The organism is Neorhizobium galegae, from assembly GCF_017877055.1.
GTDB lineage: Bacteria > Pseudomonadota > Alphaproteobacteria > Rhizobiales > Rhizobiaceae > Neorhizobium > Neorhizobium galegae_D.
Window position 1 is genome coordinate 186,910 of record NZ_JAGIPG010000001.1, and the last position, 11,718, is coordinate 198,627.

Consider the following 11,718-nt stretch of genomic DNA (forward strand, 5'->3'; position numbering starts at 1 on the left):
AGCCGCCTGCGCGACATCCACAGTCGGTGCGCTTGCCCTTGGTGCGGCCATGTTCAAGCCTGATCCAACTAGGGCAGAGCGTGATCTCGACGCTCCATCTCGAGCCTTTTCGGCAAGCAACCAAGACCATATCCTGGTGTCCGGGCACAGCCTGACTGATCGTCCCTATCCTGATCATTTGGAGGGAATAGCCCGGCAGGAAGGGATCTCGGTGTCCTGGAGGTTGGAGAACGTGACCGGTTCTTCTATCCAGCAGCGAACCGTCGGCAGACTCGTCCCGTTGCCCGAGGAGCCTTACGACATTCTCATCATTACCGAACAACATCGTGTTCTGGATGCGTTGATGTGGAGCGAAACTGTTCGTTACCTCCATGCCTACCATCATGCGTTCGCTACAGCCAATCCAGCTGGGATCACATACTTCTACACACCGTGGATAAGCGTTTCGTCTTTGGAGGACCCCCATCCGTGGATCGAGTATGAGAGGCTGGCTCTGTCCGTCTGGCGCTGCGTCGTGAACCGGGTAAACGACAAGATCGGGGCCTCCGGCGGAAAAAGTTACATTCGTTTCATCCCGACGTCCCTAGCGCTTGCCGAGCTTGTCGCGCGCCTGGCGTCCGATCCAGCCTTTAGCGGATTCGAGGATTGGAATGTGACGGATCGCATGGAGGCGATCTTTTCCGACGAGGTTCATCTGACGGAACTTGGCTCCTACTATATGGCTGCCGTGAGCTTCGCGGCGATCTACGGAATCGATATCCGCAAGCAACGGCCGCCCGTCGCGCTCGATGCCCGGAAAGCCGACGCGCTCAGGCTATTTGCTGCCGACTTCATGCAACGCTATCGAGCAACTAGGTCGAATGAGGCGGGCGATTGCCGGGCACCGGTCCCACTTGCCTTCGCATCCCACTACGTGAACTATGTGGCGCGCGCCTACCCCCGTGAAGGCAGCTATCTCGTCAGCCAATTGCTGCGCATCCGGAATATCGTCCGTTTTACCTGGCGCTTCAGCAAAGGCCTGGAGTGAACGGCTTGGACTGTCATCAAATGGGATGCCGGACACGGGAGGGCAGCGCGAGGTTCGTTATCTGATCGGTGCATCACCAATGGCCTCGCTTCTGGAGGCTGGCGGAACCTACGTTGCCCGATACGCCGAAATGAGTAACCCGATAGCCCAAAGATTAGCGGCGAAACCATTGGCAGCTATGCGAATATCCTGGTCGGGATGCGGAGTTTCGCACAAGGGAACCTCCTCTGTCCGACGCTGATTGCGCTTTGCGAGGATAGTCGATTTGATATCTTTTTTGCCGATCGTGCATTCTCTGAGAAAAATTGCCGGGATGCCTTTCCCGGACATCGAAGCGGTTGCCGCTGATCGCTGGACGATTGCCCCGCAGACCCGGCGCTTCATTCGTCCCGCAAAGTTTCTCCCGCATCATCTCGATCGTATAAAGGGCACTCAGTTCGGCCCGATCGTCGAGGTCATCAGGGGGTTCAGGGGAAACTATGAAACTACCCAGGAGGCTACGGTTGGTTACCGGCTCAAGAATATCGATTTAATCGATGGCGTTCTCTACGCGCGGAAATGCTCAAGGAGCCTTAGACCCCGCAGCCGCCGGCTGCCTGTCTATGCGCCTCCCAGGCACTCGACCAGCGGTGCGCTCTTCGAAAGCTGGGTCGGCAATCGCTGGTTCGGCAACTGGCTTTCGGATGATTGCCTGACCTACCCTTTGGCGGACGAATTTGACACTCCGGTGACGACGCGACCGATCACATGGGAGCACGAGCCGCAATATGCCGCTAAACTCGACCTCAAGCCCATCCATGTCAGCGATGTCCATTTCGACGAGGTCGTCCTTTTCAGGGATAAGGGACAGAATGCGAGCAAGAAGAAACGCGCCGATCAGATCCGTCAAAAGCTTCTGGCATCGGCGCCGCCTTTTCCCGTTCATCCCGGCGTCTTCATCCTGCGGGGAAACAGGGGAGACAGCCGGCGGCTGTCGAACGAGACCGAGATCGCCGAACAGTTCGCATCGAAATATGGTTTTCGGATCATCGATCCGGTTGCTTCGTCGGTTGACGATATCATCCACGCCTGTGCCGGCGCGCGCATCGTCGCCGGCGTTGAAGGCAGCCATCTGGTTCACGGACTGATGGTCATGCCGCCGGATTCGGCACTGTTCGTCATCCAGCCGGCAGATCGGGTAGTTTCAGCTCTCAAGGTCATCACCGATCGCCAGGGCCAAGGCTATGCTTTCGTCGTCGGCGAAGGGACCTGCGAAAACTTCCGCGTCGAATGGAGTGATATCGACCGCACATTGGAGATGGTGCTCGCATGACGTCACGGCTTCGTTTTCTCTATCCTCAATCCGCGGCGATGCGCGACCATAGTAGCGGGGTATCCCCGCAGGCGCCTCCCGCCTCGTTTCGCGAACTGGTGCGGAAGGATTACGAGCGCCACGGCAGGACGATCCTCAATGCCGGCTTTATTTCGCTGCTGGTCTATCGCTTCGGCCGATGGGCGGGGAGCCGCCGAAGCCATATGGCCAGGCGACTCGCGCAGAAGATCTATGGCGCGATCAACATGGTCATTTCGACACTCACGCGCGTGTGGATTCCGGCCGAGGTGACGCTCGGCGAGGGTTTTCACATCATCCACGTCGAGGGGTCGATCTCGATCCATCCGGATGCCGTGATCGGAAAACGATGCGGCATCATGCACAATGTCACGATCGGCACGAACATGAGCGCCGGCGCGCCCAGGATCGGCGATGACGTCTTTATCGGGGTGAACTCCACCATTCTTGGCGATATCCGCATCGGCGACCGGGTGCGGATAGGAGCCAATACAGCGGTCTCCACGGACGTGCCGTCGGATTCGATCGTCGTCGGTTCCCCGGCCAAGATCTATCCCCGCCTTGGCCCGTTTTCGAGCGAACACACCAAGACCGATGCCAGTCCCTGATCCACATCCGCTGGAGGAGTTTGCCATGAACGCGTTGACCACCAACTTCTACCAGCTTCTGGCTGACAACCTCGGCGCCAGGCCGGGCAAGCCGGCGATCATCGACGGTCACCGCGCGGCGAGCTATGCCGCGGTTGCGGCCGACGTTGATCGATTGGCGGGTTATCTGCAGAGCCGCAATATCCGGCCGGGCGACCGGGTGATCGTGCACCTGCGCAAGAGCCTCGCGGAGGTCACCGCCATGTTCGCCATCGCCAAGGTCGGTGGGGTGATCGTCAACGTCAACACGCAATGGACGGTCGAGCAGCTCGAATATGTCGCCAACGACTGTGGTGCACGCCTGATGATCGTCGAGCCGAGGGTTGCCGAGGCTCTTGGCGCGCGTAAGCTACCTGACGCGGTCGACAGCGTTCTGGTCAAAGGCAAATTGCCGGCCGAGACCATATTCGATGTCTGGGATCATCTTCCGGAAGATCTGTCAGGCGACGAGATCGCGCGCCTCGATACGGAACTTGCGATGATCATCTACACATCCGGTTCGACCGGCATGCCGAAGGGCGTGATGCTGACCCATCGCAACATCGTTGCCGGCGCCCGCTCCGTATCGCGCTATCTGGGCCTGAGGGAAGACGACCGGTTGCTCAGCGTCCTGCCCTACAGCTTCGACTATGGCCTGAACCAGTTGACGACCATGATGCTGATGGGCGGTACGGTCGTGCACCAGGCGGTACCGATGGCCACCGAAATCGTTCTGGCCATGCAGCGGCATCGGGTGACCGGCGTGGCCGCGGTGCCGCCGCTCTGGAGCCAGATCGTGCGGCTGCTGAAGGACAACCCCGTAGAGTTTCCCGCGCTTCGGCGGATCACCAATTCCGGCGGCAAGATTTCGCTCAACATCCTGGAGCAGATACCGCGGGTCTTCCCGGATGCGGATGTCTATCTGATGTATGGGCTGACCGAGGCTTTCCGCTCGACTTACCTCTCGCCGCAGAAATTTACCCGCAAGATGGGAGCGATCGGCCAGGCGATCCCCGGCGCCGAAGTCTATGTCATCAAGCATGGCGAAGGCATCGCCCATCCCGGCGAACAGGGCGAACTCGTCCATCGCGGCCCGCTTGTCAGCCTTGGATATTGGGGCAAGCCGGAGGTGACGGAGCAGAAGATCCGGCCGTGTCCGGAACTCTGGCACCTGATCGGCGATGAACCGGTCGTCTATAGCGGCGATATCGTCCGGATCGATGCCGATGGTGACCTCTGGTTTATCGGTCGCAATGACGCAATGATCAAGACCAGCGGCTTCCGCCTCAGTCCGGATGAGATCGAGGATCTCGTCTGCCGCAGCGGCGTCGTGGCGGAGGCGGTTGCCTTCGGGGTAGACGACGAGGAACTCGGGCAAACCGTGCATGTAGCGATAACGCCGATCGGCGAGTTCGACGAAGAAGCCCTGCTGCGCTACTGCCGGCGGGCGATGCCGTCCTACATGGTGCCGCGGCAGTTCCACGTCTGGTCGGAAAGCATGCCGAGGACGTCGAGCGGCAAGCTGGCACGGCCGGACGTGGTGCGCCTTTGTCGCGAATGGATGCAAGGCGGGGAAATTGCCCTAGGCGCGCCTCCGCCCGCAGCTCAGATCAAAGTGACCGAAACAAGGGAGAACCTGCAATGAGCCTTACCCATGGAAAGTTGATTGGTTACCTGCAGGAATCCCTGAATATCGCCCATGCCGACAGCGAGAGCGAACTGTTCTCCTCTGGCTTGCTCGATTCCGTATCGATGGTGAACCTGCTGGCATTTATCGAACAAACGACGGGCCTTTCCATTCGCGCCGAAGACGTGACGCTCGAAAATTTCGATACGCCGGCGCGGATCATCCGTTTTGCCGAAGCCAGCGCGTGATGAACCACTATTCGGCGCTCGATGTCTGGCTGCAGAGTGCGGCCGCATTATTCGGAACCCCTTCCTATGTTTATCTGGCATCGGCGATCGAAAGCCGGGCGATGCTCCTGAGGCAGGCCTTCGAGGGGCGTTTTGCGCTGAGCTTTGCCGCAAAGAGCAACCCCAATCCGGCTTTGCTTTCCCTGATGAAGGGACAGGCGGAATATCTCGACGTCTCCTCCATCGGCGAGTTCAGGACGGCGATAACGGCGGGATGGGAGGCAGAGCGCATCAGCTTCACAGGCCCCGGAAAACGGCAGTTCGAAATCCGGGAGGCGATAGAATGCGGCATTGGCGAACTGATCCTGGAATCGGTGCGTGAGGCGGTGGTTGCGAACGCGATCGCCGCCGAGCTCGCACGTGTGCAGCGTGTCCTGGTGCGCATCGCGCCGACCACGGTTCCCAAAGGGTTCGGCGACCAGATGGCCGGCCGGCCGTCGGCCTTCGGCATAGACTGGGAAGATATCGCAAGAGACATTCCCGACATTGCGGCTCTGCCCAATCTCAAGATCGTCGGACTGCACATCTATTCCGGTACGCAGTGCCTGAAGCCCGAGGCGATCTGCGAGAACTATCGCAACTTCATCGACATTTTCCGGGAGGTTTGCGAAGCTTACATTCCTCGGCCGGAGAAGCTGGTGTTTGGGTCAGGGCTCGGAATTCCCTATCACGACGGCGACCTGCCGCTCGACCTCTCCGCGGTCGTTGCCGGCATCGCACCGGATCTCGACGGCCTCAAGGCGTTGCCGCAATTTGCCGAGACCCGGCTGGTGCTCGAACTCGGGCGGTATCTCGTAGGCGAGGCCGGATATTTTCTGACGCGCGTCGTCTCGGTCAAGGAATCGCGCGGCGTGCGGATCGGCGTCTGCGATGGCGGCATGAACAACCATCTGCCGGCTTCCGGCCATTTCGGGATGGTGATGCATCGGAACTACACGATGCATAAGGTCGGCGGGCGGGGTGAGCCGGAGAAAGTCAATCTCGTCGGCCCTCTTTGCACCTCGATCGACCGGCTTGCCGTCGGGATGATGCTGCCGCGGATCGAAGAGGGTGATCTGGTCGCCGTGCATAACAGCGGCGCTTACGGACTGACGGCAAGCCCGATCCATTTCATCAGCCACGCGCCGCCCTGCGAGGTTCTCATCGAGGCCGCCGGGATGCGGGATGTCACCCACATCCCGGCGCCGCCATCGATATAAGCCCTGCCGATCCTGCAGTGAATCAGTAGGCCTTGCCGAAATCGCAGATCTCGATCGCGGTGCGGACGACGATCTTCATATCCAGCCAGAACGACCAGTTGTTGATGTACCAGAGGTCGTGGAATATCCGCTCTTCCATCTTCTCGATGTTCGGCGTCTCGCCGCGGCAATTGTTGACCTGGGCCCAACCGGTCAGGCCGGGTTTGACGTGCCGCCTGAAGGCGTATTTGGCGATCTGGGCGTCATAGAGTTCGTCATGGGCAAGCGCATGCGGGCGGGGGCCGACAATCGACATCTCGCCTCGAAGGACGTTCCAGAATTGCGGCAATTCATCAATGCTCGACGCGCGGATGACGGCCCCCACCTTCGTGACTCGGGGATCGTTCCGGGTCGCCTGGCGAATGTCGCCCGAATCTTCCATGACGGTCATGCTGCGGAATTTCAGGATTCGAAACGAGCGGCCGCCATATCCTTTGCGGACCTGGCTGAACAGCACGGGGCCTTTGGAATCACATTTGATGGCAATCGCCACTACGAGCAACAACGGAAACAGCGAGAGGATGGCCGTCAGCGAGAAGACGATGTCGAATGCGCGCTTGGTGCCGCGTTCATAGAGGTTCAACGGTGGCCGCTGCGTCTGGAAAGCGGTCATGCTGCCGATCCTGCGGGCCGGGGCGCTGGTCAGCCGGCCGACGACGCCATCGAAGATGACATTGACCGGCAAGGCCGAGCGCCTGAGTTCTCCAAGGTAGAATTCAAGATTGGAGACGTTCGGGTCCCGCCAGATGATGAATACTTCATCTATGCTATCGGTCTCGCTTTGCCTCAGTCTCTGCAGGGCGTTTGCGGGCAGCAGATTTTCATCCGTGAGGCGGATGACCTGTGCGAGGACCATGCCGCTTGCAGCGGCCTCGTGCTGCCAATGTTCGGTCGAGAACTCGCCGTGGCAGATCAGCAGTACCCGCCTCATCTTGAATGAGGCCGCAGCTGCCGCCGACGGCAGATACCAGTGCCAGAACAGGCGGGTGCAGATCAGCCCGGACAGAGAGATGACTGCGGTCATCAAGATCGCCCCGCGCGAGAACGTCGTGCCGATCTTCAGAAAGAAGATGACCGTCAGCAGAAAGGCAAGAGCGCTTGGGATAAGAATGCAGATCAGCCGGATTTGCGGCCTCAGGAGCTGAATGCTCTCCGGGCTGTAGGCCTGGGCACTATGCATGGCGAGTACGAAGATCGTCGACAGGACAAGGCCGATGCCGATAAAAAGTGAAGGATCGGGCGCAGATCCGAAAACGACATACTGATAGCCCGTGAAGCCGATACCGGTTGCTCCAAGAAGGTAGATGAAGTCCGTTGCGGCCGCCACATAGGCGATTACATGATATTCCGGTCCTCCCCGCGGAAGCTTGTGCTCATACGATATGTAGTCATTTCCGATGTTCGGCTCAAATGGTGTGACCATCGTTAAAAAACCCCTACCAGCGATACGAGTATAGCCGAGGAGAGGGTGGGCACAATGTATCCTGCCTACCTCCTAAGAATGATCTCCCTATTACCTACTTTTGTTGCTGGGCCGATCGAATACAATCCTTAGGGTATAACGTTCAAATCGCATTCACATTTTTAGTAAACCTTTCGAAATGACTTAAAATTGGGCATGTGAATTTATTTTATATTTTAGATGGAAGGCGGATCTATCGCTTCGCCGAGAAAATGAACACTGGCAGCGATTTGAAATGCTGGGCTCTGCCTCCGAAGGAGCCTCGTCGGCTGAAGGCTTGATCGCCACGGCCCTTGTTTTGAGTTGGGATGGGGATGGAGTTTGAATGGGACGTTGCCATCGTCGGCGCGGGAATGGGCGGGGCGGCAATGGGATACGCACTGGCCACCGCCGGCCACCGCGTAGTTTTCATAGAAAAGGGTCTGGCTCACTTTTCGCAGGATGAACGTGACGACCCCGATAGTCTGGACGAAGCGAAGCGCCTGAGAAATGGCCGGTGGCCGCAGCAGATTTCCGGCTCCGTGGACGCCCGTGCCGTACGTTTTTTTCCTGCACTCGGCTGCGGCGTCGGCGGTTCGACGCTTATCTATGCGGCAACGCTCGAACGGTTTTCCCCAGGCGACTTCAAAATCGTCGACAAATCCGGCAGGCCATCCTGGCCGATCGACTATGAAAACCTTGAACCCTTTTATCGCAAGGCGGAGCGCCTCCTGCATGTGCGCGGCAGCCAGGATCCGCTGCAGCCACAATCGGAGGTCATCGAACCTCCTGCCATGACGCGATGCGATCAGCATTTTTTCGACTCCGCGCAATCAAATGGGATGCATCCCTATCGGATTCACACGGCCTGCCGATATATCGACGGGTGCGGCCAATGCGGCGGCTTCATCTGCCATAGATCCTGCAAGCAGGATGCGCGGCGGGCATTCATCGAGCCGGCACTGGCGACCGGCAACGCCATGGTCATCGATCAATGCAACGTGGAAAAGGTCTCGGCCGACGACGAGGCGGTCACTCAATTGTCGTGCCGGAGGAACGGAGACGAGCTGGCAATCGTTGCGAAGTTCTATGTACTCGCGGCCGGCGCGCTTTCGACACCTTTGCTTCTCCTCAACTCCACCAACGAATTCTGGCCGAACGGCCTTGCAAACACGTCGGATCTCGTGGGGCGCAACCTGATGTTCCACGCTTCCGATTTCTTCGCTGTCTGGCCTCGGGGCAAAACCCGCGTTTCAGAGCCGGGAAAGTCGATCGGCCTTCGCGATTTCTATGAACATGAGGGTCTCAAGCTAGGCGTCATCCAGTCCACGGGCCTGACTGCGACCGCCAATAACGTGCTTCATTTCCTGAAATTACTGATCGACCAGAACGGCTGGATCTGGCTGAAGCCGCTCAAGCCCTTCATGCGCATTCCGGCGATGATCGGCGCTCTTATCTCCGGCAACGCAACGATATTCACCTCTATCCTCGAGGATCTGCCCTATCCCGAAAATCGCGTGAAGCCCGATCCGGAAGATCCCGCCAGCATCTATTTCGAATATACAATTCACAGCGAGTTGCGACAAAGAATGAATACCTTCCGCAAGTTATATCGAAAGGCATTCAAGCGGCACCGGATGATGATGTTCGGCTCCGAAGTCAACCTCAACTACGGCCATGCCTGTGGGACGTGCCGTTTTGGTCCGGATCCCGCGACTGCGGTATTGGATGTCAACAACCGTGCGCACGACCTGGACAATCTCTATGTCGTTGATGCGTCGTTCTTCCCGACCAGCGGAGGGGCCAATCCAAGCCTGACGGTTGCCGCTAACGCCTTGCGTGTCGGAGAGCATATTGCTCAGAAATTGTCAGCGACAAAGCCGAACCGGATAGAGACCTGCATGGTTTCGGATACCATGTCTTGACCCGGTTTCGAAAGGTAATGCCGCCGGTCTATCCCGATCAGTGATTTCTGTTTCGATCGGTTCTGATCCAGGCGGCCCCGCCAGCCTGAAGGATATGGCGCGGATAGAGCCTCAGTTTCCTGAACACGTATCCTGGAATGTCCGCCATGGCATGCATGGGAAGCGTGCGTCTGCCATGACGCCACCACGCCACCGACAGCGCGATATCGAATGCCAGGATGCTGATGATCGAGATCGCCAATGGCAAGACCGCAATTCCGGAAGTTGCGAGCGGGATTGCCGCAAGCAGCGAGAGCAAGAGAAGCGCTGCCAGCAATGTCAGCGGCGGTATGAGCGCATCGACGACGAGAGCCAGATAGGCCCGGCTCCGCAACGTGTTGACGTCAAACAGAGCTGCGCAAAGTTGTGCCGTCAGCGCGAAGCGGCCCGCGTTCCATCGGGAAGCCTGTGTTTCGAGGCCCTTCTTCGAATAGGGGAACCTGCTGTTCACGGCTGCGGCATCGCAGAAAAGCGGAGCGTGGCCGGCCCGCGCAAGGTCCAGCCCAAGCTTCATGTCTTCGACCAGATTGCCGTTCGCAAGCGCGGCATCCCGCAGGGTGGCCCACGGGAATGCCATTCCCGAGCCTGTTAGCTGCGCGGGAAGCCCGAATTTCGCCAGCCCGAGAAGCCGGATCCGATTCTTCAGAAGGAACGCAAATTCGGAGACCGCAAGGTTGATGCTTCCATCCTGCGGGGCGACCATCAGATAGCGCGACTGGACGGGCCTGCCGGTTGCCGCGGTCATATAGGCGAGATTGTCGAGCGCTCCCGGTTCGAGCCAGCAATCGGCGTCTATGATAACCACCACGTCCGGCGGAAGGAGGCCAAGATAGTTGACGCCAGCGTCGAGGGCGTATCCCTTGCCGCGGCGGATCGGGTCGAACCGTACGATGACATCCGCGCCCGCTTCGCGTGCCAGCGATGCGGTCAGGTCGTTGCAATTGTCAGCCACGACGACCAGCCGATCGCCGTCGCGCATCTGGCTCTGGATGCTGTGCAGGGTATCGATGATCTGGAGCTCTTCGTTATGCGCCGGGACCAGGACCGCAACTTTCGGCCGTCGGCCGTTCTGACGTGGCGGTTGGCTCCGCTCGCCGATACTTCCGGCAAGACATTCAATCGCGAAAAAGACAGTCGGAACCAGAACAACGAGGGACAATAGTAATGCCGCGACGATCAGTATGTTCTGTTGCATGATCTCCCCTCCGGCGACGCGTTTCAAGCCGTCAATCATAGCGGGAGGGCCGAGGGTTCTAAGCTGACCACGCTACACCGTTCGAGTGTGCGCGGGCTCATCCTATTTCGGGGCAGGTGGAGCCACCTCGAACGGGTCTACGCCCATTTGATGGCTGCTGGATCAATTGAAGTTCGATCTTTGCGCCCAATGGTGCTATCCGATGCAATTCGTTGAGCGAAAGCAGTCGGTTACGTGAAAATATGGCAGCGGATCGCTGATCGTCTGCCTCGCGGTGAAACGGGCTGGACGTCGTTCCTGGCGGTAGGCGGTCTGGATACTGGCGGAGGCTTCAGCGGATAATCATGCCGGCGACGACATACCCGTCGCGCAGCCTGATCTGACCCACCAGCCGGTCGTCCGTCTTGAAGGGCGGGACGTCGATCTCGAAATATGCGGCGAAATGCCCGTCCGCCAGGTTCAGTTCGATGCGGATGGCCTCGAAGCCGAACATCGTGCGCGTCAGGCCATACTGGCATTTGTAGGTGCATTCCTTGGCGCTGAAGATCGCTTTCACCAATCGGCCGCGAATGCCCCATTGCTGCCGGTTGAGCCATTGTCGCTCGCGCGGGGTGCAGATTTCCTGTGCATAGGTGTCGTCGAGCGGTGTCGCTTCCTCAAGATCGAGGCCGAGAGCCTTGATGCCGTCCGAATGGCGGCCGATGGCCGCGACGCAGCGGGTCGTGGAATGGCTGATACTTCCGGCTATCCCGGCCGGCCAGATCGGCGCCCGGTCCGACCCCACGGGTATGGCCATTCCAGGCAGTCCCAGATGGCGCATGGCCTGCCTCGCGCAGATGCGGCCAGCGGTGAACTCCTGCTGTCGGCTTTTCGCGGCATTGGTGATCGCCGTTCTCTCTTCAGGATAGAGTTCCGAAACGTCACCAAGCAGGTCAGCTTCGGCGACCGACACGGAAGGGTCGAATATGCCCTCCAGCAGCATA

10 protein-coding genes are annotated in these 11,718 nt (G+C 59.1%); 7 read left to right on the top strand and 3 right to left on the bottom strand.

Annotation, left to right across the window (positions count from 1 at the left end; all coding sequences use genetic code 11):
• The first annotated feature begins 49 nt into the window (after positions 1-49).
• From J2857_RS00840 to J2857_RS00865, 6 genes are all read left to right on the top strand, one after another.
• Positions 50-1,027, top strand: coding sequence for a hypothetical protein (locus J2857_RS00840; protein WP_210008111.1), 978 nt, complete (start codon positions 50-52; stop codon positions 1,025-1,027).
• A gap of 313 nt (positions 1,028-1,340) precedes the next feature.
• Complete coding sequence (locus J2857_RS00845; RefSeq protein ID WP_210008112.1) at positions 1,341-2,339, top strand: glycosyltransferase 61 family protein; 999 nt, start codon at positions 1,341-1,343, stop codon at positions 2,337-2,339.
• Entirely contained in the window at positions 2,336-2,965 is a 630-nt protein-coding gene (locus J2857_RS00850) for a serine acetyltransferase (protein WP_210008113.1), read from the top strand. Before J2857_RS00845 ends, J2857_RS00850 begins: the two co-directional genes overlap by 4 nt.
• Positions 2,966-2,990: 25 nt before the next feature.
• The gene (locus tag J2857_RS00855; protein ID WP_210008114.1) at positions 2,991-4,628 is read left to right on the top strand and encodes an AMP-binding protein; all 1,638 of its coding nucleotides are present in this window, start codon (positions 2,991-2,993) and stop codon (positions 4,626-4,628) included.
• Positions 4,625-4,858 carry an acyl carrier protein gene (locus tag J2857_RS00860; RefSeq protein WP_210008115.1) on the top strand — a complete coding sequence of 78 codons (234 nt, stop codon included), beginning with the start codon at positions 4,625-4,627 and terminating at the stop codon, positions 4,856-4,858. Before J2857_RS00855 ends, J2857_RS00860 begins: the two co-directional genes overlap by 4 nt.
• Positions 4,858-6,096, top strand: coding sequence for a type III PLP-dependent enzyme (locus J2857_RS00865; protein ID WP_210008116.1), 1,239 nt, complete (start codon positions 4,858-4,860; stop codon positions 6,094-6,096). The genes J2857_RS00860 and J2857_RS00865 overlap by 1 nt, the downstream gene beginning before the upstream one ends.
• Positions 6,097-6,118: 22 nt before the next feature.
• On the opposite strand, the gene J2857_RS00870 is transcribed toward J2857_RS00865, so the two are convergent.
• Positions 6,119-7,558, bottom strand: coding sequence for an exopolysaccharide biosynthesis polyprenyl glycosylphosphotransferase (locus J2857_RS00870; RefSeq protein WP_245362968.1), 1,440 nt, complete (start codon positions 7,556-7,558; stop codon positions 6,119-6,121).
• Between the two features lie 353 nt (positions 7,559-7,911).
• Between J2857_RS00870 and J2857_RS00875 the strand changes: the two genes are divergently transcribed.
• A complete protein-coding gene (locus tag J2857_RS00875; protein ID WP_210008117.1) occupies positions 7,912-9,501 on the top strand; it encodes a GMC oxidoreductase in 1,590 nt (529 codons plus the stop codon).
• A 37-nt stretch (positions 9,502-9,538) separates the two neighbouring features.
• On the opposite strand, the gene J2857_RS00880 is transcribed toward J2857_RS00875, so the two are convergent.
• Together J2857_RS00880 and J2857_RS00885 are read right to left on the bottom strand one after the other, a co-directional pair.
• Entirely contained in the window at positions 9,539-10,735 is a 1,197-nt protein-coding gene (locus J2857_RS00880) for a glycosyltransferase family 2 protein (RefSeq protein ID WP_210008118.1), read from the bottom strand.
• Between the two features lie 331 nt (positions 10,736-11,066).
• The gene (locus tag J2857_RS00885) at positions 11,067-11,717 is read right to left on the bottom strand and encodes a 4'-phosphopantetheinyl transferase family protein (RefSeq protein WP_210008119.1); all 651 of its coding nucleotides are present in this window, start codon (positions 11,715-11,717) and stop codon (positions 11,067-11,069) included.
• Between the last annotated feature and the right edge of the window lies 1 nt (position 11,718).

Excerpts from the sequence above, each read along its gene's own strand:
- J2857_RS00840 (WP_210008111.1), top strand. The coding sequence starts at position 50 with ATGTTCAAGCCTGATCCAACTAGGGCAGAGCGTGATCTCGACGCTCCA.
- J2857_RS00845 (WP_210008112.1), top strand. The coding sequence starts at position 1,341 with ATGCCTTTCCCGGACATCGAAGCGGTTGCCGCTGATCGCTGGACGATT.
- J2857_RS00850 (WP_210008113.1), top strand. The coding sequence starts at position 2,336 with ATGACGTCACGGCTTCGTTTTCTCTATCCTCAATCCGCGGCGATGCGC.
- J2857_RS00855 (WP_210008114.1), top strand. The coding sequence starts at position 2,991 with ATGAACGCGTTGACCACCAACTTCTACCAGCTTCTGGCTGACAACCTC.
- J2857_RS00860 (WP_210008115.1), top strand. The coding sequence starts at position 4,625 with ATGAGCCTTACCCATGGAAAGTTGATTGGTTACCTGCAGGAATCCCTG.
- J2857_RS00865 (WP_210008116.1), top strand. The coding sequence starts at position 4,858 with ATGAACCACTATTCGGCGCTCGATGTCTGGCTGCAGAGTGCGGCCGCA.
- J2857_RS00870 (WP_245362968.1), bottom strand. The coding sequence starts at position 7,558 with ATGGTCACACCATTTGAGCCGAACATCGGAAATGACTACATATCGTAT.
- J2857_RS00875 (WP_210008117.1), top strand. The coding sequence starts at position 7,912 with ATGGAGTTTGAATGGGACGTTGCCATCGTCGGCGCGGGAATGGGCGGG.
- J2857_RS00880 (WP_210008118.1), bottom strand. The coding sequence starts at position 10,735 with ATGCAACAGAACATACTGATCGTCGCGGCATTACTATTGTCCCTCGTT.
- J2857_RS00885 (WP_210008119.1), bottom strand. The coding sequence starts at position 11,717 with ATGCTGCTGGAGGGCATATTCGACCCTTCCGTGTCGGTCGCCGAAGCT.